Below are 23,113 nucleotides of genomic sequence, written 5' to 3' on the forward strand. Positions count from 1 at the left end.
CGCCCGCGAGAGGGGGCCGAGCGAAGCAAAGGCCCGTGTGGCTGTTTGGATGTTCGGCTGCCCCACCCCCTGCTGGCTGCGCCTGCGGCGGGGCGGTTGTGGGGTGGCATGGGCGTCGGAGTGCCCATGCTTTGTGAACTGACTCGCCGCAGTTGTCCGAACGGAGCTGCGAAGCAGCGCAGTGAGTTCTGCGGCGCACCCCGCAACCGCCCCGACGCAGGATTGCCCCTTCGCTCCGCGAAGGGGTCTCAGACTGGGGGTCGCCCTTTCTTTGGTGACTTTCTTTCGGCGAGACGAAAGAAAGTTACTCGCCGCCGGGCGACTCCCGGCCTCCACCCTCAACCCGGGCATGCAGTAACCAAAGTAAATCAGACTACGACAAGCCCAGCCCAAAAGGACAGCGGAAAACAAAACACTATCAAAACAATAGCTTCCGGCGCTTTATATACAAGCGCTAGCAGCCAAAATCGCCTACAAAACTACTGCGATACCTGCGCCAACTTCGTAGCAGGTTGCTCCCCCCAACCGCCACCCAGCGCCCGAATCAACCCCACCGTCGCCACATACTGCGCCGTCTGCACCTGCAACGCCTGCCGCCGGTTGCGCAACTCACTGCGCCGCGCGTCAAGCAACTCCAGCTGGCTGACCAGCCCATTGCGGTACCGCACATCCGACAACTGCGTCGCCCGCCGCGCCGCCGTCACCGCACGCGCCTGCGCCTCGGCCTGACCCGACAGGAGACGGAGCGAGGTCAGCTGGTCTTCCACGTCGCGAAAGGCGTTCAGCACCTGCCCCCGGTGGTCTGCCAATGCAGCCTCCAGGCGGGCTTTGGCGCCCTCGATCTGGGCGTTGCGCTGGCCGCCGTCAAAGATCGGCAGCGACAGTAGCGCACTCACACCCCAGGCCCGCGCAGACCACTTGAACAGATCGCCCAGTTCTGGCGAGGCATGTCCCGCGTTGCCGGTGAGTGTGACGGCAGGGAACCACGCTGTCTGCGCCACGCCCACACGGGCCTGGGCGGCCAGCACGGCGGCCTGCGCAGCCGACACATCGGGCCGGCGCGCCAGCACCGTGCCGGGCACCCCGGGCGGGATCACCGGCAACGCGGCATCTCCCGTGGCGGGCGGCAGCACAAAGGTGCTGGCGACTTCGCCGACCAGCACGGCGAGGGCGTTCGACAGCAAGGCTTGCTGGCGCTGCAGCGCGAGGGCATCCGACTCGGTGGCGGCGACCTCGGTCTGCACGCGGGCTACGTCCAGCTCGGCCACATCGCCGGCCTGCAGGCGGCGCTGGGTGAGGCGCAGCGTGTACTGGTAGGCGGCCAGGCTTTCCTGCACCAGCACTTGTTCGGCCTGCACGGCGCGCAGCTGCAAATAGGTTTGCGCTACGTCGGCCTGCACCATCAGGCGCGTGCTTTGCAACAGCGCTTCGCGGGCGTCGGCGTCCAGGCGCGCGGCATCGCTGGTTTGGGCAAGGCGGCCGAACAAGTCCAGTTCGTAAGACGCATTGAGCCCCACCGTCCCTAGTGTGGACGGCGTGGCGCTGCCGGTGCTGCTGGCGCCGGCCTGGCGTGACACGCCAGCCGAAGCGCCCACCTGCACCGAGCGTGCGGCATCGGCCGAGCGCAGCAGTGAGCGCGCCTCGGCCAGGCGTGCGGCCGCCTGTTGGATGCTGGTGTTGGCAGCACCCGCGCGCTGCACCAGGTCGGCCAGCACGGCGTCTTGAAAGCCCAGCCACCACTCGCCGCGCGGTTGCGCCTCGGCCGGGGGCGCCACCGTCCAGGGCGCGGCGGTGGGCAGCAGCGCGTCGCCTCCCGCGCTGAAGCTGGCGGGCACGGGCACGCCGGCGTGCGGCGCGGGGACCACGGGCTGGGTCATGCAGCCGGCCAGCACCAGGGCGGCGGCCAGGGGGGCCAGGAGGCTGCGTTTGCGCGCGGCCAGGGCGCCCTCGGTGATGTTCTTCGTCATCGTCAGCAAATCGGTCATGGTTGATCTCCAGCCCGAACCACCACTGCCGGCAGCAGCAGTAGCAACAGCCGTGGGGTGCGAGCGTTCAGCGCCACCGGAGTGGCCGCTGTCGTGATTGGAAGAATGGAAGCAGAGGCTTGGCGCGATGCATGGCTCATCACTCATGCTCCTTGCGGGGCGCGGCGAGCACAGGCTGGCCGATGCCACCGCTGCCGGGCGTGTGCGAAATGGGCGCCACGTGCGCACCGTGCTCCACCAGCGGCCGGTTGCCCGCCAGCTTGCGCAGCACCACGTAGAACACGGGCGTGAGGAACAGGCCGAAGGCCGTCACACCAATCATCCCGGCGAACACCGCCACGCCCATGGCGCTGCGCATTTCGGCGCCAGCACCGGTGGACAGCACCAGGGGCAGCACGCCCATCACGAAGGCCAGCGAGGTCATCAGGATGGGGCGCAGCCGCAGGCGGCTGGCCTCGATGGCGGCCTGCACGGGGGTGCGCCCGGCAAACTCCAGCTCGCGCGCAAACTCCACGATCAGGATCGCGTTCTTGGCCGACAGCCCCACCAGCACGATGAGCCCGATCTGCGTGAACACGTTGTTGTCGCCCTTGGTGAGCCACACGCCCGTCATCGCGGCCAGGATGCCCATGGGCACGATCAGGATGATGGCGATCGGCAGCGTGAGGCTTTCGTACTGCGCGGCCAGCACCAGGAACACCAGCAGGATGGCCAGCGGGAACACCAGCACGGCAGAGTTGCCCGCCAGGATCTCCTGGTAGGTCAGCTCGGTCCACTCGAAGGTGATGCCCTGGGGCAGCGTCTCCTTGGCGATGCGCTCGATGGCCGCCTGCGCCTGGCCTGACGAATATCCAGGCGCGGGGCCGCCGTTCACATCCGCGGCCAGGTAGCCGTTGTAGCGCATGGCGCGCTCGGGGCCGAAGCTGGGCTCCATCTTCATCAGCGCCGACAGGGGCACCATCTCGCCGGTGGCAGAGCGCACCTTGAGCAGGCCCACGTCTTCCGCCCGCGCACGGTAGGCCGCATCGGCCTGCACGCGCACGCTGTAGGTGCGGCCGAACTGGTTGAAGTCGTTGGCATACAGGCTGCCCAGGTAGATCTGCAGCGTGTCGAAGATGTCCGTCACCGGCACACCGAGCTGGCGCGCCTTGGTGCGGTCGATGTTGGCGTACAGCTGCGGCACGTTGACCTGCCAGCTACTGAAGATACCGGTCAGCTCGGGCGTCTGGTAGGCCTTGGCCATGAAGGCCTTCACGGCGCCGTCCATGGCTTCGTAGCCCAGGGATGCACGGTCTTCGATCTGCAGCTTGAAGCCGCCCGTGGTGCCGAGGCCTGCCACCGGCGGCGGCGGGAACATGGCGATGAACGCGTCCTGGATGCTGCCAAACGCCTGGTTTAATTGCCCGGCCACGGCACCGCCGCTTTGATCGGCGCGCGTGCGCTCGGCAAAGGGCTTGAGGGTGGCAAACACGATGCCAGCGTTGGAGCTGTTGGTAAAGCCGTTGATGGACAGGCCCGGGAAAGCAATCGCGTCCTCCACGTTCGGGTTCTCCTTCATGATCTCGCCCATGCGGCGGATCACGTTCTCGGTGCGGTCCAGCGTGGCGCCGTCTGGCAGCTGTGCAAAGCCGATCAGGTACTGCTTGTCCTGCGCGGGCACAAAGCCGCCGGGCACGGCCTTGAACAGGCCCCAGGTCACGCCCACCAGCGCCAGGTAGATGGCCAGCATCAGCGCTTTGCGGCCGATGACGCGCTTGACGCCCCCGCTGTAGGCCTCGGAACCGCGATGAAACACGCGGTTGAAGCCGCGGAACAGCCCGTCAAACACCTTGTCCATGCCGCGCGTGAGTGCGTCCTTGGGCTCGTGGTGGCCCTTGAGCAGCAAGGCGCTCAAGGCGGGCGACAAAGTCAGCGAGTTGATGGCCGAGATCACGGTGGAGATCGCGATCGTCACGGCGAACTGCCGGTAGAACTGGCCCGTGAGCCCGCTGATGAAGGCCAGCGGCACGAACACGGCCGTGAGCACCAGAGCAATCGCGATGATGGGGCCGCTCACCTCGCGCATGGCGCGGTAGGTGGCCTCGCGCGGGGTCAGGCCCGCCTCGATGTTGCGCTCCACGTTCTCCACCACCACGATGGCGTCGTCCACCACGATGCCGATGGCCAGCACCAGGCCGAAGAGCGACAGCGCATTGATCGAAAAGCCCAGCAGGTGCAGCACGGCAAACGTGCCCACCACCGACACCGGCACGGCCAGCAGCGGGATGATGGACGCGCGCCAGGTCTGCAGGAACAGGATCACCACGATCACCACCAGGGCGATGGCCTCCAGCAGCGTATGGATCACGGACTTGATGGAGGCGCGCACGAACTGCGTGGGGTCGTAGGCGATGCGGAACTCCACGCCCTCGGGCATGTTTTTCTGCAGCTCGTCCATGGTGGAGCGCACGTTGGCCGAGATGTCCAGTGCGTTGGAGCCTGGCGCCTGGAACACGCCCATGCCCACGGCCGGGTCGTTGTTGAGCAGCGAGCGCAGCGAATAGTCGGCCGCGCCCAGCTCCAGGCGGGCGATGTCGCGCAAACGGGTCACGGCGCCGTCGGCACCGGTCTTGACGATGATGTCGCCGAACTCTTCCTCGGTCTGCAGGCGGCCCTGGGCGTTGATGGACAGCTGAAGGTCCACGCCCGGCAGGCCGGGCGATGCACCCACCACGCCGGCCGCCGCCTGCACGTTCTGCCCGCGGATGGCGGACACCACGTCGCTGGCCGAGAGGCCGCGCTGCGCGACCTTCTGCGGGTCGAGCCACACGCGCATGGAATAGTCACCCCCGCCAAACACCTGCACCTGACCCACGCCCTGGATGCGCGCGAGGCGGTCCTTGACGTTGAGCACGGCGTAGTTGCGCAAGTAGTCGATGTCGTAGCGGTTGTTGGGCGAGACCAGGTGCACCACCATTGTCAGGTCCGGCGCGCTCTTCACGGTCGTCACGCCCAGGCGGCGCACTTCTTCAGGCAGGCGCGGCTCGGCCTGCGAGACGCGGTTTTGCACCAGCTGCTGGGCCTTGTCGGGGTCAGTGCCCAGCGCGAAAGTGACGGTGAGCGTCATCACGCCGTCGGTGGTGGCCTGGCTGCCCATGTAGAGCATGCCTTCCACGCCGTTGATGGATTCCTCCAGCGGCGTGGCCACAGTCTCGGCGATCACCTTGGGGTTGGCGCCCGGGTACTGGGCGCGCACCACCACGGAGGGGGGCGCGACTTCAGGGTATTCGGAGATGGGCAGACCGCGCAGCGCGATCAGCCCTCCGAGGAAGATGAGCACCGACAGCACCCCCGCGAAGATGGGCCGGTCGATGAAAAAGCGGGAAAGGTTCATGGATGCAAATTCCTGCTATCGCTTCCGCTCAGGCGGCGGGCGACTTGCTGCTGTTGCTGTTGTTCTTGGCTTCCTTGGGGTCGCTGTCCAGTTCGGCCTTGGCGGTCATCGGCACGGGCTGGGGCGCCACCACGGCGCCGGGGCGCACGCGCTGCAGGCCGTTGACGACGATGTTCTCGCCCGCCTTCAGGCCCGAGGTGACCACGCGCAAGCCGTCAATCGGCGCGCCCAGGGTGACCTCGCGGTACTCGGCCTTGTTGCCTTCACCCACCACCATCACGAACTTCTTGTTCTGGTCGGTGCCCACGGCCCGCTCGTTGATAAGCAGTGCCTGGGTGTTTTGCGCCTGGCCCATGCGGATGCGGGCGAACTGGCCGGGGATCAAGGCGCCGTCCTCGTTGTCGAACACGGCGCGCACGCGCACGGTGCCGCTTCGGGCATCCACCTGGTTGTCGATGAGCTGCAGGCGCCCGGCATGCGGTGTACCACCCACGGCGCCGGTGCCCATCTGCACGGGAATGCGCTCGATGAGCTGGCGCGCGCTCTGGCCGCGCTGGCCGCTTTGCAGGTCGTGCAGCGCCTTCACCACGATCTGCTCGTCGGTGTCAAAGCTCGCGTAGATCGGGCTCACCGACACCAGCGTGGTCAGCACCGGGGCGCCCGCGCCCGAGCCCACCAGGTTGCCCACGGTGACCTCGATGCGGCCCACGCGGCCGGCGATGGGGGCGCGCACCTGGGTGTAGCTCAGGTTCAGGCGTGCGGTCTGTAGGGCTGCCTGGGCGGCGCGCAGGTTGGCATCGGCCTCGCGCTGGGCGTTCTGGCGCTCGTCGTGCTCGCGCTGGGCAATGGCCTTGTCTTCCAGCAGGCGTGTGGCGCGCTCCAGCTCACTGCGCGTGTACGACAGGCGGGCCTGCGCGGCCACCACCTGGGCCTCGGCGCGGTCCACCTCGGCGGCGTAGGGGGCTGGGTCCACCGTGAACAACAGGTCGCCCTGCTTCACCAGCGAGCCTTCGCGAAAGTGCACGGCCTGTACGGCGCCCGAGACGCGGGGGCGCACGTCCACGCGCTGCACGGCTTCAAGCCGGCCGGAGAACTCGTCCCACAGGGCGATGTCCTTTTGCACCACGGCGGCCACCGATACCGGCATGGGAGGCGGCTCGGCAGGCCCGCCATCGGCCTGCGCCAGCGGCGCCTGAAACACGAGCACAGCGGCGGCCACAGCAGCCGTGACGGCGGTGGCCAGGGTGGCAATGCCCAAGGGGCGGGGAGCGGAGAAGCGGTTGAAGTTCATGATGGTCGTTTCAATCGTTGAAGCTGCTTGTGGCAGCCGTGAAGGCTTGCGGGTTGCGGCATGCGGCTCGGGCCGCCCGCCAGGGGATTTGTATGGGGGGGGGCCGTGCGCACAGCCGGGTGTCCAGGTCAACAGACGAAGCCGCGTGGCGCGCTGTGACAGCCAACGTGGCGAATGCGGCCGCCGGCCAAAGGGCGAGAGATCAGGTTCATGGCGTTTTTCCTCCGTATCGTTTGAATCAGTGCAGGTGTTTGCGTGTTCTGCAGGCAAAACCTCTCCCCTCCGGCGCGCGGGGCCGGAAATTCAGCAGTCAGAGACAGGTTGGGGAGAAAGCAGGCGGCAGTATCAAACCTCAACTGAAGTTGAGGTCAATGCTTTTTTTCGGCCTTGCCCGCTCAGGAAGGCACCGGACTTCGGGTGGCTTCGAAAAACAGGCGAATCTGTTCGATGGCGCCTGCAGCGCAAGGACATTCGTGCTGGCCGGCTTGCAGCAATGCATCGGGCCACTGCGGCGCCTTGGAGAACACGTGGCGCGTGACTTGCAGGCCTGCTGATTCCAGCCGCGCGGCATAGGCCAGCGCCTCGTCGTGCATGGGGTCAGTGTCGCCCACCATGATCAGCGTGGGCGGCAGGCCCGCCAGACGGTGCGCACCGGCAGGTACTGCGTAGGGATGCTCGGCATCGCGCGGGCAGCGAAGAAAGTTGCGCCAACCCTCCGTCCACTTGCAGCCCATGGCATTGCCCGTCGCCTCGCGCAGCGACGCCGTGCCCACACACGGGTCCAGCATGGGCGACAGCAGGATTTGCCCGGCCAACGGCGGGTGCGACTGGTCGCGCGTCACCACGGCCACGGCAGCGGCCAGGTTGCCGCCCGCTTCTTCGCCCGCCAGGTACACCAGGGCGCCCTGCCCGCCCAGCTTGGTGCGGTTGCGGTGCACCCACTTGAGCACGTCGTAGCCCGTCTCTACCGGCTGCGGGAACGGCGTGAGCGGGTAGGCCACCGACACGACCACGGCGCCCGCCTCCTGCAGCAGCGTGGCCACGGTGCAGCCATTGTCCAGGTCGCCGGACGTGAACGCACCGCCATGGAAGTGCACTACCACCGGCGAGGCCTGGCCCGCCTTCTTGCGGCCGTACATGCGCACGGCCACTTCTTGCCCATTGGCCACCTCAATGGTGGAATCGGTGCAGACTGCGGCGGGCGCATTCGCCTTGCTGGCAGCGGAAGCTGCGGGGGCGACGGCGGCTGGCGATGGAGAAGCTGGCGAGGACGGGCGGTCGGGCTGCATGGCATGTACCCATTGAATTGAGAATGGTTGAAATGTAGTGGCTCAGGCCGCCCAGATAAACCGGCCAAACACCACCGCACTGTTTCCAAAAGCTCAACAATCACGATGGGGGCGGCGTGTGAGAATTCCTCAGCACCCACTGGTGGGTGCTGCAGTAGCGGACAGCAGTTCCGGATTTCAAGGAGAAGCCATGGACCAGATACAGGCCATGCGCATATTCGTGCGGGTGGTGGAGGCCGGCACGTTTACCCGGGCAGCGGATTCGCTGAACCTGCCCAAAGCCACGGTGACCAAGCATGTGCAGGCGCTGGAGGAGCGGCTGCGCGTGAAGCTGCTCAACCGCACCACGCGCCGCGTGACGGTGACGCCCGACGGCGCCGCCTACTACGACCGCACGGTTCGGCTGCTGACGGACCTGGACGACATCGAGGCCAGCATGACCAACGCCCGCGCCAACCCGCGCGGGCGGCTGCGCGTGGACGTGGGCACCTCGGTGGCGCAACTCCTCATCATTCCGCACCTGGCGGAATTCCACGCGCGGTACCCCGACATCCAGGTGGACCTGGGGGTGAGCGACCGCGTGGTGGACCTGATCAGCGACAACGTGGACTGCGTGATCCGCGGCGGGGAGCTGAGCGACCAGTCGCTGGTGGCGCGGCGCATTGGCAACCTGGAGTTCATCACCGTGGCCTCGCCCGACTATCTGGCGCGCAAGGGCACGCCCACGCACCCGCTGCAGATCGAGGAACAGCACACCAGCGTGATCTATTTCTCGCCCCAGACGGGACGGCACTACCCGCTGGAGTTCCGCCAGGGGGCCGAATCCATCGACATCACCGGCCCCTACCAGCTGAGCGTGAACGAAAGCAACGCCTACGTCACGTCCGTCATGGCGGGCCTGGGCATCGGTCAGATCACGAGCTGGCAGGCCGAGAGGCACCTGAAAAGCGGCGCGCTGGTGCAGCTGTTGCCCGATTGGACCCAACCCCTGCTGCCCGTGTACGTGGTGTACCCACCCAACCGGCACCTGAGCGCCAAGGTGCGGGCGTTTGTGGATTGGGCCGCCGAATTGTTTCAGCGCGAGGCGCAACTACAGCGGGCGGCATGAATCTCCCCTGAGCCGCATCGCCGCACGGTACGTCCGCCACGGGGGGGCGCCACCCGTGGCCTGGCAAACCCAGTTCCACGGTGGCACTGATGCAGGAAGTCCCGCTGCATGCGAGTGGGGCTGCAAGCAGATCGGGGCGCATCCTCACCGCGTTCTCAGTCTGTATGCTTGCAGCCATGAGCACCCCAGAGACCCCACCTCCCGCCCCGCCCGCCAGCAAGCCCGCCCAGCCCCGCAACCCTTTGCACGGCGTCACGCTGGAGGCCATGGTGGTGGCGCTGGCCGATTATTTTGGCTGGGAGGAACTGGGGCGTCAGATTCCCATCCGCTGTTTCCAGGTCGACCCCAGCGTGGGTTCCAGCCTCAAATTCTTGCGCAAGACGCCGTGGGCGCGTGAAAAGGTGGAGAGTCTGTATCTCTTCATGCTGAGAGACCAAAAGCGCAACGCCCAGGGCTGATTGACTGCCCACCAGAACCCATCGCACCCCAAGGAATGCTATGAAATTAATAGCTTCCAGCGCTTAATGGATAAGCGCTAGAGCCTAAATTCTCTTGGATTTTTGTGGCTGTACAGCCAGCGATCCATCGTGCAGCAGCGTTCTCTGGCCTTTGCGAAAGGCCAGAGAACGCAAAGATCAGTCGCCCGCCACCACCAAGAAATCCCGGCTGATGCCGCCACCCAGATCGTTCACACGGTCCAGGAACTGGGTGAGGAAGGCATGCAGCCCGGTGGCCAGGATTTCGTCGATGCTGCCGTACTGCAGGTCGGCCAGCAGGCGACCGGCGCGGCGGCTGGTTTCAGCAGACTGGCCGTTGGCCAGCACGGCGAGGTTGTCCACCACTTCGCGCATGCAGGCATGCAGCGAACGCGGCATGTCGCTGCGCAAGATGAGCAGGTTGGCCACGCGGCCCGGCGTGATCACGTCGCGGTAGACCTTGCGGTACACCTCGAACGCCGAGACGCTGCGCAGGATGGCGCTCCAGTGGTAGAAGTCGCTTTCCTGGTTGCGCTCGCTGGCGCGGCCAAAAAAGTCGTTCTTCACCGCGTGGAACTTCACATCCAGCAAGCGCGCCGTGTTGTCGGCGCGCTCCAGGAAGGTGCCCATGCGCAGGAAGTGAAACGCCTCGTCCTGCAGCATGGTGCCCAGCACCACACCGCGCGACAGGTGCGAGCGGTACTTCACCCACTCAAAGAACTGGCCGGGATCGCGTTCGAACGCGTCGCCTTCCAGCTGGCGGTGCAGTTCCAGCCAGGTCTGGTTCTGCGTCTCCCACACCTCGGTGGTGAGTGCGCCGCGCACAGCGCGCGCGTTTTCACGCGCGGCCCGCAGGCACGACAGGATGGACGACGGATTGGTGCCGTCTCGCACCATGAATTCCAGCACCTTGGCGGGTGTCACTTCGCCATGTTTGGCGGTGTAGGCAGGGATCAGCTCGCTGATGGACAGCAGGCCTTCCCAGCCTTTTTGCGCCACATCGGCGGCCTGGGGCAGCAAGGATGTCTCGTAGCTCACGTTGAGCATCCGGGCGGTGTTCTCTGCCCTTTCGGTGTAGCGGGACATCCAGAACAAATGGTCGGCGGTGCGGCTCAGCATGCGGCCTCCTTCATCGAGCAGGGCAGAGAACCCCGCACGTGCTGCGCACGCAGCACGCGGTGTTGTGCCGAAAAACTGCCTTTGGCAGTCTTTACTGCCCTTTCGGTGTACCTGGACATCCAGAACAGATGATCGGCGGTGCGGCTCAGCATCTCAATTCCCTCCCAATGTTTGCGTCATGCCGCCCATGGACTGCGTCATGCGTCCCGTGTCTGCGGAGGCTGTCTGCGACGCAGCAGCCATGCCCTCGCCCAGGACCCAGGTGTCCTTGGTGCCTCCGCCCTGCGACGAGTTGACGACCAGGGAGCCTTCTTGCAGCGCCACGCGGGTCAGGCCGCCGGCCACCATCTGCACGTCGCGCCCGCTCAGCACAAAGGGGCGCAGGTCGATGTGGCGGGGGGCGATGCCGCTTTCCACATAGGTGGGGCAGCTCGACAGACTGAGCGTGGGCTGTGCAATGTAGCCGGAGGGGTTGGCAATGAGCGCGCGGCGGAAGTCCTCGATCTCGGCCTGCGTGGCGGCCGGCCCGATGAGCATGCCGTAGCCGCCGGCGCCGTGCACTTCCTTGACCACCAGATCCTTGAGGTTGGCGAGCACGTGCTGCAGGTCTTCGGGCTTGCGGCACATCCAGGTGGGCACGTTCTTGAGGATGGGTTCCTCGCCCAGGTAGAAGCGGATCATTTCCGGCACATAGGGGTAGACGGACTTGTCGTCGGCCACGCCTGTGCCCACGGCGTTGCAGATGCCGATGTTGCCGGCGCGGTAGGCCTCCATCAGCCCGTAGCAGCCCAAGGTGGAGTTGCTGCGGAACACCTGCGGGTCGAGGAAATCATCGTCCACGCGGCGGTAGATCACGTCCACCCGCTGCAGGCCGCGCGTGGTGCGCATGTAAACGAACTTGTCCTTCACGACCAGGTCCTGCCCTTCGACCAGTTCCACGCCCATCTGCTGGGCCAGGAAGGCGTGTTCGAAATACGCGCTGTTGTGCATGCCGGGCGTGAGCACCACCACCGTGGGGTCATCGGCCGCGGCCGGGGCGCTGGCGCGCAGGGTTTCGAGCAGCAGGTCCGGGTAGTGGGCGACGGGCGCCACCTTGTGCTGGCTGAACAGCTCAGGGAAGAGCCGCATCATCATCTTGCGGTTTTCCAGCATGTAGCTCACGCCGCTGGGCACGCGCAGGTTGTCCTCCAGCACGTAGTACTCGCCCTTGCCCTGCGCATCCGGCGCCCGCACGATGTCGATGCCGGCAATGTGCGCGTAGATGTTCTGCGGCACATGCAGGCCGGCCATCTCGGGCCGGTACTGGGCGTTGTTCAGGATCAGGTCGGTGGGGACGATGCCGGCCCGGATGATGTCCTGGCCGTGGTAGACGTCTTGGATGAAGCGGTTCAGGGCCGTGACCCGCTGCACCAGCCCTTGCTGCATGCTGCTCCACTCGTGGGCGGGGATGATGCGCGGGATCAGGTCGAACGGAATGAGCCGCTCGTTGCCTGCGCCGCCTTCGTCCTTGGCTCCATACACCGCGAAGGTAATGCCCACGCGCCGGAAGATCATCTCGGCTTCGGCCCGGCGGGCCTGCATCACATCAGGGGGCTGTTTGCTCAACCACTGCGCATAGCGCTTGTAGTGTTCCCGCACGTCGCTGCCATCAAAAGGCAGCATGGCGTACATCTCGTCAAATTTCTGCATGAACGGGCCTCCTGTTTCACAGAATAGCAAGTTGTGCGCCCACCCCGCGTGAAACTGGGTCGCGCCAGTCCACCCTCAATCGGCGGACCCAGGCAGTGCACCAGGCAGTGCATGCTGCCAGTAGCGCCGGCCCAGGTCGCGCTCGCAGGCCAGTTCGCCGGGCGATGCGGACGACCAGGTGGCAGCCCCGCAGCGGGGCGACTCGACCAGCCGAGTGCCCCGCTCTCTGTAGCGCTGGGCCACTTCAGTTGCCGGATGGCCAAAACGGTTGCGGTATCCGGCCTGCACCAAAGCTGTGCGCGGCCCCACGGCCTCCAGAAACGCGGGCGAGGACGAGGTCTTGCTGCCGTGGTGCGGTACCAGCAGCAGGTCGGCCCGCACGGGCGCGCCGCGGGCCAGCAGGGCCTGCTCCTGGGGCGCCTCGATGTCGCCCACCAGCAGGGCGACCGCACCCGCTGCGGCGCCGGGCGCAGGCGCCGCTTCGATGCGCAGCACGCAGCTGAGCACATTGGGCCGCGGCGGCACCGGCGGGCCGGGCGAACGCGGCCCGCGTGCCACCGGGGCCTCGTCGCCCGGCTGGGGGTGCAGCACCTGGAACCGCACACCGTCCCAGTCCCACCGCTGCCCAGCCTGGCACGGCCGGATGGGCCGCAAGCGCTGAAGGCTGTTCTCAGCCTCGATGGAGCCCAGCACCTCGGCCTGCGGCTGTTGGGCCAGCACGGCGGCCGCGCCACCCGTGTGGTCGGCGTCGCGGTGGCTGAGGACCAGCAGGTCCACCCGCTCACCCAACGCACGCAGCAGGGGCACCAGCACGCGGTGGCCGGCATCGCTTTCGCGGCTGAAGCGCGGGCCTGCGTCGTACAGCGCCGTGTGGTGGGCCGTGCGCACCAGCACTGCGTTGCCCTGGCCAATGTCGGCGGCCAGCAATTCAAACTGCCCCACCGCGGGCCGCGCCGGTTGCCACGCAAACACCGGCCACAGCAGTGGCAGCGCCAGCAGCCGCACGCGCCACGGCAGGCGTATGGCCAGCAGCGCCCCGCCCGCCACGGCCGACACCCCTGCCCACAGCGGTGCCGAGGGCAAAAACACCACCGCCCACGGCCACTGCGCCAGCCACTGCAGCAGGGCCGACAGCGGCTGCAGCGCCAGGGCCGCGCCGTCCCACAGCGGGGCCCACACCACGCCGCCCAGCGCCAGCGGCGTGACAACCAGCGTCACCCACGGGATCGCCACCAGGTTGGCGGCAAACCCCACCACCGAGATCTGCCCAAAAAGCAGTAGACCGAGCGGCGTGAGCGCCAGCGTGACCACCCACTGCTCTCTAAACAATGCATAAAAACGGGCCCTAGCGCTTTCTGGCAAAGCGCTTACAGCTATCGGATTGGTAGCAAACAACACCCCCACCGCCACAAAGCTCAGCCAGAAGCCTGCCTGCGCCAGCGCCCACGGGTCCACCAGCACCACAGCGGCGCAGGCCAGCAGCCACACCTGCGGCCAAGGCCATTGCCGCCCGCTCAGGCGCAGCAGGCCCACCACGGCCAGCATGATCACCGTGCGCTGCGCGGGCACACCCCAGCCGCTGAACACGGCATAGCCCGCCGCCAACGCCACCCCTGCCACCAGCGCAGCCGATGGCGCGGGCACGGCCAGGCACAGGCGCACCGACCGCCGCCACAGCGCCCCCACCACCAGCGCCGCCAGCCAGGCAAACAGCGTGATGTGCAGGCCCGAGATGGCCATGAGGTGGGCCACGCCCGTGGCGCGGAACACATCCCAGTCGGCCCGGTCGATGGCGCGCTGGTCGCCCGTGACGAGCGCAGCCACCACGCCGGCGATGCGCGCGCGGGCCGGGTCGGCGGCCTCGCTGTCTGCGTCGCTGCGGGCCAGTCGCTCCTGGATGGCATCGCGCACGGCCTGGCGGGCCTGCTCCACGGGGTGCTGCCAGGTGGCGGCAAGGCGCACCGGGGCCTCGTCCTTGGGGCCCGTGCGCACGTAGCCGGCGGCCTGCACGCCCTGCTCCCACATCCACAGCTCAAAGTCAAAGCCATGCGGGTTGCGCAGCCCGTGGGGGGCCTTCAGGCGCACCGTCATCTCCCAGCGCTCCCCGGCGCGCAGCGCGGGGGGTTTGAGATGCAGGCCGGCCGCGCCTGCAGCGTCGCGGAACGCGCCGCCGTACCAGGCCACATCGATCAGTGGCGGCAGCTGCACGGGCGTGCCGCCCGGCGTACGGGCCTGCAGTACGCGCAGCCGCAGCCGCGTGCCGGCCTCGTTGGCCTGCGGCATGGTGGCGATCACGCCCGTCACGCGCAGGTCCTGCCCTTCCAGCGCAGGGCTCAGGGCACCGCCACCGTATTGGATGGCGCGCAGGCCACACAGCCCCGCCATCGCCATGGCCGCGGCCAGAGCCGCCATCAGCGCCGGCCCGCCGCGTACCCAATGGCGCGAAGAGCAACGTTGCGCCCACTTCCACGCGGCCCACACTCCGAAACTGCCGGCCGCCAGCAGCGCACCGTATACCCCGGCCGGCCACAGCGCTGGCTGCTGCAGCTGCAGCGCCGCGCCCGCCACCAGGCCGAGCATCACGGCGGGCAGCAGCCAGGGCCGCACAGGCAGAGTGAGCACTGCGGCGTCGGCCACGCGGGGCGCAGGGCGCGCGGCGCTGCCGGGCAGGGCCTGGTCAGCAGGGGCGCGCATTAGAGGCACTTATGGCATGCATGGGCTGATGCTAATGCGGCGCGGGCGCCCGGCCAGGCGCATGCCGCATGCGGGCCTGTGTAACACTCTCAGCGATCCGCCCCCGGCAGGCCTGCGCCTGCGGGCGGGCACGGCCACAGGCCAACTTTCCCACCACTTTCTTTACCCTTACCGAGGACGACCATGAGCGTTTACGACAAGCTGACCGAGCTGAACATCACCCTGCCCCCCGTGTCCGTGCCTGCAGCGGCCTATGTGCCCTATGTGCAGACCGGCAATCTGGTGTTTTTGTCGGGTCACATTGCCCGCAAGGACGGCAAGCCCTGGGCCGCACAGTTCGGCCGCGACATCGGCACCGAAGAAGGCAAGGCCGCCGCGCGCGCCGTGGCCATCGACCTGATGGGCACGCTGCAGGCGGCCTGCGGCGGCGACCTGAATCGCGTCCAGCGCATCGTCAAGGTGATGAGCCTGGTCAACTCCACCGGCGACTTCACCGAGCAGCACCTGGTCACCAACGGCGCGAGCGAGCTGCTGGGCCAGGTGTTTGGCGACAAGGGCGTGCACGCCCGCAGCGCTTTTGGCGTGGCGCAGATTCCGATGGGCGCGTGTGTGGAGATCGAGCTGATCGCTGAGCTGGCGTAAGCCCCCCTGTGATGCGGCGCCCGCAACGCTGAGCCTCCTGGCACCTGCCCGCCACACGGTGCGGCGGGCGCAGGGCAGCACCATGCGCCGCGGACACTACCAAAAACATAGCTGCTGGCGCTTGCCGGTAAAGGTTTTCAGGCCGTTTTGGCTTTAAACCCTTTACCGGCAAGCGCCAGCAGCTATTTTTTATGCAGCGAGAATTGGGACCGGCGCCTCAGAAGCTTTCCCAGTCATCCTCCGCCCCGCGCCCCGCTGCCGCCGGGCGTGCCGCTGCGGGGGGGGGCGCCGCAGCTGCGGACGTCTTCTTGGCAGGCGCGGCGCTGGCAGCCGCGCTGCCAATACGCGGGGCTGGTCCCCCAGCGCGCGGCTTGCCGGCAGGTGATGCCGCAGACTTTTGCGCCGAGGTGGCGCGTGCCGCGCCAATGGCGGCTTGCGCGGGCCCGTAGCTGGCCGCGCTGACCTTGAACATCGACACCACCTGCGCCAGCTGGTCGGCCTGCTCGCGCAGGCTCTGAGCGGCGGCGGCACTTTCTTCCACCAAGGCGGCATTCTGCTGCGTCATCTGGTCCAGGTTGCCGATGGCCTGGTTCACCTGCGAGATGCCCTGGCTTTGCTCGGACGACGCGGACGTGATCTCGCCGATCATGTCCGTCACCTTCTGCACGGACTGGACGATGTCCGTCATGGTGGTGCCCGCATCGGACACCAGGCGCGAGCCGGTTTCCACCTTTTCCACACTGGCGCTGATGAGCGTCTTGATCTCCTTGGCGGCCTCCGCGCTGCGCTGGGCCAAGCTGCGCACTTCGCTTGCCACCACAGCAAAACCGCGGCCTTGCTCGCCTGCGCGGGCCGCTTCCACGGCGGCATTCAACGCCAGGATATTGGTCTGAAAAGCAATACCGTCGATGGTGCCGATGATGTCGGAGATCTTCTTGCTGCTGTGGTTGATGTCCTCCATGGTGGCCACCACCTGGTTCACCACCTCGCCCCCCCGGCGCGCCACGCCCGTGGCCCCCGCCGCCAGCGTACTGGCCTGTTGCGCACTGCCCGCGCTGTGCTGGATGGTGCTGGTGAACTGCTCCATCGCGGCCGCAGTCTCCTGCAGGTTGCTGGACGTCTGCTCGGTGCGGGCCGACAGGTCGTGGTTGCCCGTGGCAATCTCTGCGCTGGCGATGGCAATGCTGTCTGTGCTCTGGCGCACCTGGTGCACCATCCGGCCCAGCGCGCTGCTCATGGTGTAGAGAGAGCGCAGCAGGTCGCCAAACTCGTCGCCGCGCGTGACCGATTCCTGCGCGCTCAGGTCGCCGCCGGCAATGCGCTCCGCCAGGCCATGGGCCTGCTCCAGCGGCCGCTGGATGCTTCCGATCAGGTAGTACGCCCCCACGATGATGGCCAGCAGCAGCAGGCCCACCGCTACCGCCGCAATCTTGACGGTGAGCATGCGCTCGGCCGCCATGGCCTTTTGCGTGTCTTCAGCGTTTTTCTGCTGCTGCTGCACAAACTCGCGCAAGGTGGTGATGTAGGCCGTCACCGACGGGTTGTACTTTTGGTTGATGAGCGTCACGGCCTGATCCTGCTGGCCGTCGCTCTTGAGCTTGCGCGCTTCCCCGCGCAGGTCGATCATGGTCTTGCGCGCCGCGGCAATCTTGGCCATCTGCGCCTTGTCGGCATCGGACAGCGCCATCGACTCCAGAGACTTCTGCACTTCGGTGATCTGCGCCGAAGTGGCGGCAATCACGTCCTTGAATTCGGCCTCCACGGCCGGATCATTGCTGACGATGAGCGCCTGCGTGCGGGCCGCGTTCGTTTCAGTAAGGCCGGACCAGCGCAACGCGGCCTGCACCCTGGATTCCATTTCTTTGGTGACAGCATCCGCATGCGCCTGCACCTTGGCCGACCGGTAGGCCGCGAACCCGACCACCGCCACCAGCATGACCACGATCAGAATCACCGCAGCCCACAGTTTGTGGGCCATACGAAGTTGGTTGAGCATGGGGCATGTCTCCGTCTGTGTTGTGCATGTAACGCGATGTTGCTCGCTTTTTTACGATTGCACAAACAGCGGCGGGGTGCACGAGGGTGTTCCCCAGCATGCCGCCACACCCCGCGCCCGCACACAGCTCCGCAGTGGCGGGACGCGCAGGCCTTGTTTTCTTGCCGGCTTACTCGACCCGCGTCACGGCGTTGGGCTTGAAACCCAGGTCCGCCGCCTTGCCCTTGCGGCCACGCGCGGCACGGGCGTTGTTCAGGCTGCGGATCTCCAGCGTTTCGTCACGCTGCTTGCCGCCCCTCCCCACACCGTCCAGCCGGATGCTGCGCGTGTAGGCGGCAGCGCCCGCCAGCGTGTCCTTGTCCTCCAGGTCGATCAGCATCAGGCCCCGGCCGCCGTTGGCCATGGTTTTGAGCTCTGTGATCTCGAAGGTGAGGATGCGCCCGCCCACGGACGCGCAGGCCACATGTGTGGCGGGCGGCACCGGCTTGCTGCCCGAGGTGCCTGCGACGTGCGACGGCACGCACACGGTCTCGCCCTCGCCCAGGGTGATGAAGGCCTTGCCGCCCTTTTGGCGCGACACCATGTTCTCCACCGCCGCCAGAAAGCCGTAGCCGCCCGAGTTGGACAGCAGCAGCGTGGCGTTGGCGGGCCCCGCAAAGTAGTGCAACAGCTGCGTGCCCGTTTCAAGCTCAATGAGCGTCGTCACAGGCTGGCCGTCGCCCCGCGCGCCCGGCAACAGCGACACGGCCACCGAATACACGCGGCCATTGCTGCCAAAGGCCAGAAGGGTATCGACCGTGCGGCATTCGAAGGTGCCATACAGCCCGTCGCCCGCCTTGAAGGCAAAACTAGCGGCCTCGTGCCCATGGCCCGTGCGGGCGCGCACCCAGCCCTTTTGCGACACGATCACCGTGACCGGCTCGTCCACCACCTTCACTTCGGCCACGGCCTTCTTCTCGGCCTGGATGAGTGTGCGGCGCGCGTCGGCGAAGGTCTTGGCGTCCGCCTCGATCTCCTTGATCATGGTGCGGCGCAAGGCGCTCGGGTTGTTCAGGATGTCTTCGAGCTTGCCTTGGCTCTCACGCAGCTCTTTCAGCTCTTGCTCGATCTTGATGGCCTCCAGCCGCGCCAGCTGGCGCAGGCGGATTTCGAGGATGTCCTCGGCCTGCCGGTCGCTGAGGTTGAAGCGTGCGATGAGCGCAGCCTTGGGCTCGTCCGACTGGCGGATGATGGCGATCACCTCGTCGATATTGAGCAGCACGATCTGCCGCCCTTCGAGGATGTGGATGCGCTCCAGCACCTTGTTCAGGCGGTGCTGGCTGCGGCGCGTGATGGTGGTCTGGCGGAAGGCGATCCACTCCTCCAGCATCTGGCGCAGCGACTTCTGCACGGGCTTGCCGTCCAGCCCCACCATGGTCAGATTGATCGGCGCCGAGGTCTCCAGGCTGGTGTGGGCCAGCAGCGCCGTGATCAGCTCCTGCTGCGGTGTCTTGCCCGTCTTGGGCTCGAACACCAGGCGCACCGGCGCGTCTTTGCTCGACTCGTCGCGCACCACGTCCAGCACCGCCAGCATGCTGGCCTTCAGCTGCGTCTGGTCCTGCGTCAGCGCCTTCTTGCCCGCCTTGACCTTGGGGTTGGTGATTTCCTCGATCTCTTCCAGCACGCGCTGGGTGCTCACGCCGGGCGGCAGCTCGTTGACCACCAGCTGCCACTGGCCGCGCGCCAGCTCCTCGATCTTCCAGCGCGCGCGCACCTTCAGGCTGCCCCGGCCCGTGCGGTAGGCGTCGGCAATGTCACCGGGGCTGCTGATGATCTGGCCGCCGCCGGGGTAGTCCGGGCCGGGCACGATGGCCAGCAGTTCGTCTTGGCTCAGCGATGGCGTCTTGATGAGCGCCACACACGCATCGGCAATCTCGCGCAGGTTGTGGCTGGGGATTTCGGTGGCCAGGCCCACGGCAATGCCGCTGGCGCCGTTGAGCAGCGCGAATGGCAGTCGGGCGGGTAGCTGGCGGGGCTCCTGCGTGCTGCCGTCGTAGTTGGGCATGAAATCGACCGTGCCTTCGTCGATCTCATCCAGCAGCAGGCTGGTGATGCGCGACAGGCGCGCCTCGGTGTAGCGCATGGCGGCGGCGCCGTCGCCGTCGCGGCTTCCGAAATTGCCCTGACCGTCGATCAGCGGGTAGCGCTGGGCAAAGTCCTGCGCCATGCGCACCAGCGCGTCGTAGGCCGACTGGTCACCGTGCGGGTGAAAGCGGCCCAGCACATCGCCCACCACACGGGCGCTCTTGACAGGCTTGGCGGCCGTGTTGCGCGTGGGGCCGCTGTAGCCCAGTCCCATGCGGTCCATCGAATACAAAATGCGCCGCTGCACGGGCTTGAGGCCGTCGCACACGTCGGGCAGTGCGCGGCCCTTGACGACCGAGAGCGCATATTCAAGATAGGCCCGCTGGGCGTAGCCCGCCAGGTCCAGGGAGTCGCCCCCGTCGTCGCCAGCGGTGGTGAAGTCAAGTGTGGGTTGGTCGCTCATTCGTTGGGTACAACAACAGTTTGTTCTTGTGTGGGGGCCGCTGGGGCGACGGGGGTCTGCGCCACCTGGGCGGGCGGCAGGTTGCCGCGCCGCGCGGCGCCGCCCGACAGCTCCATGCGCACCCGGCCCGTGACGGCACGCTGGGCGCGCACGGGCTCTGGCGGCTTGAGTTGTGCGTACAGGCCGAGCACCGTGCGCACGTAGTTCTGGGTTTCCTTGTACGCCGGTATTTGGTTGCCTGCGCGCTGCACCGCCCCTTCGCCCGCGTTGTAGGCGGCCACGGCCAGGTCCATGCGGCCCGGGAACAGGTCCAGCAGGTGGCGCAGGTAGCGCGTGCCGGTGGGCACGTTCACGGCCGGGTCGGCCAGCTTTTGCTCCACCGTGCGTTTGGCGTCCGCGCGCACGCCAAAGCGGCTGGCGGTGGCAGGCATCACCTGCATGAGCCCCACGGCGCCCTTGGGCGACACGGCGGTGGCATCAAAGCCGGATTCGGCGGCAATCACGGCCTGCAGCAGTTCATAGTCCACCGCGTGTTTCGTCGCCGCCGCCCGCAGGTGGTGCTTGACGCGCTTGTAGTCCGGCGCAATGTCAAAAAACGCCAGCAGGCGCGCGCCGTCAGCCGGGAGCGCGTAGGGCATGGGTTGCGCAGGGGCGGGCGTGTCGCGGGTGGAATCGAATTCGGTGCCGCGGAAGAACAGCTGGTAGCGGGAATCCAGCTGCTCGGCGGCAAAGTGGGTTACGCCGCGCTCGTCCACAAATGCCCACAGGTCCGCACGGGCGGTTTGCTGCAGAAAAAATAGCAACAAACCTATGCCAAGCAAGCGCAGGGGGGCAATTTTTTTCATATCAGCCAGATCCAAATCGATCAGATGTCGATCTCGACCGCATCCCCGTGCAGCTCCATCAGCTCGCGGCGGGCGGCTGCTTCACCCTTGCCCATGAGCTTGGTGATGAGGCCTTCGGTGGCGGCGAAATCAAGGTCGCCCAGCTGCACGGGCAGCAGGCGGCGGGTGTCGGGGTTGAGTGTGGTTTCCCACAGTTGTTCCGCGTTCATCTCGCCCAGGCCCTTGAATCGGCTGATCTGGCACTTCTCGCGCGACACGCCATCCTTTTCAGCCTTGTCGAGGATGGCGGCCAGTTCGCCGTCGTCCAGTGCGTACAGCTTGGCGGCGGGCTTCTTGCCACGGGCGGGCACGTCCACACGGTACAGCGGGGGGCGCGCCACGTAGATGTGCCCGGCCTCGATGAGCTTGGGAAAGTGGCGGAAGAACAGCGTGAGCAGCAGCACCTGGATGTGCGAGCCGTCCACGTCGGCGTCTGACAGGATGCAGACCTTGCCGTAGCGCAGGCCGCTCAGGTCGGGCGTGTCATTCGGCCCGTGCGGGTCCACGCCAATGGCCACGGAGATGTCGTGGATCTCGTTGTTGGCAAACAGGCGGTCGCGCTCCACCTCCCAGGTGTTGAGCACCTTGCCGCGCAGTGGCAGGATGGCTTGGCTTTCCTTGTCGCGGCCCATCTTGGCGCTGCCGCCGGCCGAGTCGCCCTCCACCAGAAATACTTCGTTGTGCGACAGGTCGCGGCTTTCGCAGTCGGTGAGCTTGCCGGGCAACACGGCCACGCCGGAGCCCTTGCGCTTTTCGACCTTCTGGCCCGCCTTCTGGCGGGTCTGCGCGGCCTTGATGGCCAGCTCGGCCAGCTTCTTGCCGTAGTCCACGTGCTGGTTGAGCCAAAGTTCGAGTGCAGGGCGCACAAAACCGCTGACCAGGCGCACGGCATCGCGCGAGTTCAGCCGCTCCTTGATCTGGCCCTGGAACTGCGGGTCCAGCACCTTGGCCGACAGCACGTAGCTGGCGCGCGCGAACACGTCTTCGGGCAGCAGCTTGACGCCCTTGGGCAGCAGGCTGTGCAGTTCGATGAAGCTCTTTACGGCGTTGAACAGGCCGTCACGCAGGCCGCTTTCGTGCGTGCCACCTGCGCTGGTAGGGATCAGGTTGACGTAGCTCTCGCGCATGGGCTGGCCGTCTTCGGTAAAAGCCACGCACCAGGCCGCGCCCTCGCCCTCGGCAAAGCTCTCGCTGTGGCGGTCGGCGTAACCCTCGCCCTCAAACAGCGGGATCACGGGGTCTGCCGACAGCGTCTGCATCAGGTAGTCGCGCAGGCCGCCTTTGTACTGCCAAGTCTGAGTGTCGCGGGTTTTCTCGTTGACCAGGGAGACGGACACCCCGGGCATCAGCACCGCCTTGCTGCGCAGCAGGTGGGTGAGCTCACCCATGGGCAGGCTGCTGGATTCGAAATATTTGGCGTCCGGCCACACGCGCACGGTGGTGCCCTGCTTGCGCTCGCCCGCTTCCAGCGGGCGCGCCACCAGTGGCTCCACCACGTCGCCGCCCGAGAACACCAGCCGTGCCAGTTTGCCCTCGCGGTGGCTGGTGGCCTCCAGCCGCGTGGCCAACGCATTGGTCACGCTCACGCCCACGCCGTGCAGGCCGCCCGAGAAGCTGTAAGCGCCGCCCTTGCCCTTGTCGAACTTGCCGCCCGCGTGCAGCCGGGTAAAGACCAGCTCGATCACGGGCGCCTTTTCCTCGGGGTGCATGCCGAAGGGAATGCCGCGCCCGTCGTCCTCTACGCTCACCGAGCCGTCGATGTGCAGGGTGACCTTGATTTTCTTGCCGTGTCCGGCCAAGGCCTCATCGGCCGCGTTGTCCAGCACCTCCTGGATGATGTGCAGGGGGTTGTCGGTGCGGGTGTACATGCCCGGGCGCTGCTTGACGGGCTCCAGGCCCTTGAGCACACGGATCGAGCCTTCGGAATATTCGGTGGGTGCGGAAGCGGGTTTGACTGCCATGGGCGCGGATTGTAGTGCGCCAAGCCGGACAGGGCTGGATAAAAAACCAGCATCACAACACCGGCGGGTGCACTGTACT

The 23,113-nt window shown here is 67.0% G+C and carries 15 protein-coding genes; 3 read left to right on the plus strand and 12 right to left on the minus strand.

From position 1 onward, the window contains the following. Positions 1 to 479: 479 nt before the first annotated feature. From ACK4HJ_RS05980 to ACK4HJ_RS05995, 4 genes are all read right to left on the minus strand, one after another. Positions 480 to 1,967 (minus strand): efflux transporter outer membrane subunit, encoded by a 1,488-nt coding sequence (locus ACK4HJ_RS05980; protein WP_409829261.1) that lies wholly within the window; start codon positions 1,965 to 1,967, stop codon positions 480 to 482. A gap of 157 nt (positions 1,968 to 2,124) precedes the next feature. Then, positions 2,125 to 5,358 (minus strand): efflux RND transporter permease subunit, encoded by a 3,234-nt coding sequence (locus tag ACK4HJ_RS05985; RefSeq protein WP_409828693.1) that lies wholly within the window; start codon positions 5,356 to 5,358, stop codon positions 2,125 to 2,127. Positions 5,359 to 5,386: 28 nt separating this feature from the next. Continuing rightward, the gene (locus ACK4HJ_RS05990) at positions 5,387 to 6,649 is read right to left on the minus strand and encodes an efflux RND transporter periplasmic adaptor subunit (protein WP_409828696.1); all 1,263 of its coding nucleotides are present in this window, start codon (positions 6,647 to 6,649) and stop codon (positions 5,387 to 5,389) included. A gap of 395 nt (positions 6,650 to 7,044) precedes the next feature. After that, entirely contained in the window at positions 7,045 to 7,938 is an 894-nt protein-coding gene (locus ACK4HJ_RS05995; protein ID WP_409828699.1) for an alpha/beta hydrolase, read from the minus strand. Positions 7,939 to 8,128: 190 nt separating this feature from the next. On the opposite strand from ACK4HJ_RS05995, the gene ACK4HJ_RS06000 reads away from it, so the two are divergent. Continuing rightward, on the plus strand, positions 8,129 to 9,046 hold the full coding sequence (locus ACK4HJ_RS06000) for a LysR family transcriptional regulator (protein WP_409828702.1): 918 nt from the start codon (positions 8,129 to 8,131) through the stop codon (positions 9,044 to 9,046). 176 nt (positions 9,047 to 9,222) lie between these two features. After that, the gene (locus tag ACK4HJ_RS06005; RefSeq protein WP_409828704.1) at positions 9,223 to 9,504 is read left to right on the plus strand and encodes a VF530 family DNA-binding protein; all 282 of its coding nucleotides are present in this window, start codon (positions 9,223 to 9,225) and stop codon (positions 9,502 to 9,504) included. Positions 9,505 to 9,681: 177 nt separating this feature from the next. Here ACK4HJ_RS06005 and ACK4HJ_RS06010 read toward each other — a convergent pair whose 3' ends face one another. The 4 genes from ACK4HJ_RS06010 to ACK4HJ_RS06025 all read right to left on the minus strand — a co-directional run bounded on the left by ACK4HJ_RS06010 (position 9,682) and on the right by ACK4HJ_RS06025 (position 15,024). Continuing rightward, complete coding sequence (locus ACK4HJ_RS06010) at positions 9,682 to 10,641, minus strand: alpha-E domain-containing protein (protein WP_409828707.1); 960 nt, start codon at positions 10,639 to 10,641, stop codon at positions 9,682 to 9,684. After that, positions 10,635 to 10,793 carry an alpha-E domain-containing protein gene (locus ACK4HJ_RS06015; protein ID WP_409828709.1) on the minus strand — a complete coding sequence of 53 codons (159 nt, stop codon included), beginning with the start codon at positions 10,791 to 10,793 and terminating at the stop codon, positions 10,635 to 10,637. The genes ACK4HJ_RS06010 and ACK4HJ_RS06015 overlap by 7 nt, the downstream gene beginning before the upstream one ends. A gap of 1 nt (position 10,794) precedes the next feature. Next, positions 10,795 to 12,330 carry a circularly permuted type 2 ATP-grasp protein gene (locus ACK4HJ_RS06020; protein ID WP_409828712.1) on the minus strand — a complete coding sequence of 512 codons (1,536 nt, stop codon included), beginning with the start codon at positions 12,328 to 12,330 and terminating at the stop codon, positions 10,795 to 10,797. 75 nt (positions 12,331 to 12,405) lie between these two features. Continuing rightward, complete coding sequence (locus ACK4HJ_RS06025; protein ID WP_409828713.1) at positions 12,406 to 15,024, minus strand: DNA internalization-related competence protein ComEC/Rec2; 2,619 nt, start codon at positions 15,022 to 15,024, stop codon at positions 12,406 to 12,408. A gap of 183 nt (positions 15,025 to 15,207) precedes the next feature. Here ACK4HJ_RS06025 and ACK4HJ_RS06030 point away from each other — a divergent pair, with 183 nt between their 5' ends. Next, complete coding sequence (locus tag ACK4HJ_RS06030) at positions 15,208 to 15,666, plus strand: RidA family protein (RefSeq protein ID WP_409828716.1); 459 nt, start codon at positions 15,208 to 15,210, stop codon at positions 15,664 to 15,666. 217 nt (positions 15,667 to 15,883) lie between these two features. On the opposite strand, the gene ACK4HJ_RS06035 is transcribed toward ACK4HJ_RS06030, so the two are convergent. The 4 genes from ACK4HJ_RS06035 to ACK4HJ_RS06050 all read right to left on the minus strand — a co-directional run bounded on the left by ACK4HJ_RS06035 (position 15,884) and on the right by ACK4HJ_RS06050 (position 23,034). After that, positions 15,884 to 17,662 carry a methyl-accepting chemotaxis protein gene (locus ACK4HJ_RS06035; protein ID WP_409828719.1) on the minus strand — a complete coding sequence of 593 codons (1,779 nt, stop codon included), beginning with the start codon at positions 17,660 to 17,662 and terminating at the stop codon, positions 15,884 to 15,886. 169 nt (positions 17,663 to 17,831) lie between these two features. Further along, complete coding sequence (gene parC, locus ACK4HJ_RS06040; RefSeq protein WP_409828722.1) at positions 17,832 to 20,189, minus strand: DNA topoisomerase IV subunit A; 2,358 nt, start codon at positions 20,187 to 20,189, stop codon at positions 17,832 to 17,834. Then, positions 20,186 to 21,034, minus strand: coding sequence for a lytic transglycosylase domain-containing protein (locus ACK4HJ_RS06045; protein ID WP_409828725.1), 849 nt, complete (start codon positions 21,032 to 21,034; stop codon positions 20,186 to 20,188). Before ACK4HJ_RS06045 ends, parC begins: the two co-directional genes overlap by 4 nt. Before the next feature lie 20 nt (positions 21,035 to 21,054). Then, complete coding sequence (locus ACK4HJ_RS06050; RefSeq protein WP_409828727.1) at positions 21,055 to 23,034, minus strand: DNA topoisomerase IV subunit B; 1,980 nt, start codon at positions 23,032 to 23,034, stop codon at positions 21,055 to 21,057. Positions 23,035 to 23,113 lie beyond the last annotated feature (79 nt).

This window comes from Acidovorax sp., from assembly GCF_046294525.1.
GTDB lineage: Bacteria > Pseudomonadota > Gammaproteobacteria > Burkholderiales > Burkholderiaceae_C > Acidovorax.

Coding starts and splice junctions, on each gene's coding strand:
- parC (WP_409828722.1), bottom strand. CDS start 20,189: ATGAGCGACCAACCCACACTTGACTTCACCACCGCTGGCGACGACGGG.
- ACK4HJ_RS06025 (WP_409828713.1), bottom strand. CDS start 15,024: ATGCGCGCCCCTGCTGACCAGGCCCTGCCCGGCAGCGCCGCGCGCCCT.
- ACK4HJ_RS06050 (WP_409828727.1), bottom strand. CDS start 23,034: ATGGCAGTCAAACCCGCTTCCGCACCCACCGAATATTCCGAAGGCTCG.
- ACK4HJ_RS06010 (WP_409828707.1), bottom strand. CDS start 10,641: ATGCTGAGCCGCACCGCCGACCATTTGTTCTGGATGTCCCGCTACACC.
- ACK4HJ_RS06030 (WP_409828716.1), top strand. CDS start 15,208: ATGAGCGTTTACGACAAGCTGACCGAGCTGAACATCACCCTGCCCCCC.
- ACK4HJ_RS05990 (WP_409828696.1), bottom strand. CDS start 6,649: ATGAACTTCAACCGCTTCTCCGCTCCCCGCCCCTTGGGCATTGCCACC.
- ACK4HJ_RS06000 (WP_409828702.1), top strand. CDS start 8,129: ATGGACCAGATACAGGCCATGCGCATATTCGTGCGGGTGGTGGAGGCC.
- ACK4HJ_RS06005 (WP_409828704.1), top strand. CDS start 9,223: ATGAGCACCCCAGAGACCCCACCTCCCGCCCCGCCCGCCAGCAAGCCC.
- ACK4HJ_RS05995 (WP_409828699.1), bottom strand. CDS start 7,938: ATGCAGCCCGACCGCCCGTCCTCGCCAGCTTCTCCATCGCCAGCCGCC.
- ACK4HJ_RS05985 (WP_409828693.1), bottom strand. CDS start 5,358: ATGAACCTTTCCCGCTTTTTCATCGACCGGCCCATCTTCGCGGGGGTG.
- ACK4HJ_RS05980 (WP_409829261.1), bottom strand. CDS start 1,967: ATGACGAAGAACATCACCGAGGGCGCCCTGGCCGCGCGCAAACGCAGC.
- ACK4HJ_RS06035 (WP_409828719.1), bottom strand. CDS start 17,662: ATGCTCAACCAACTTCGTATGGCCCACAAACTGTGGGCTGCGGTGATT.
- ACK4HJ_RS06020 (WP_409828712.1), bottom strand. CDS start 12,330: ATGCAGAAATTTGACGAGATGTACGCCATGCTGCCTTTTGATGGCAGC.
- ACK4HJ_RS06015 (WP_409828709.1), bottom strand. CDS start 10,793: ATGCTGAGCCGCACCGCCGATCATCTGTTCTGGATGTCCAGGTACACC.
- ACK4HJ_RS06045 (WP_409828725.1), bottom strand. CDS start 21,034: ATGAAAAAAATTGCCCCCCTGCGCTTGCTTGGCATAGGTTTGTTGCTA.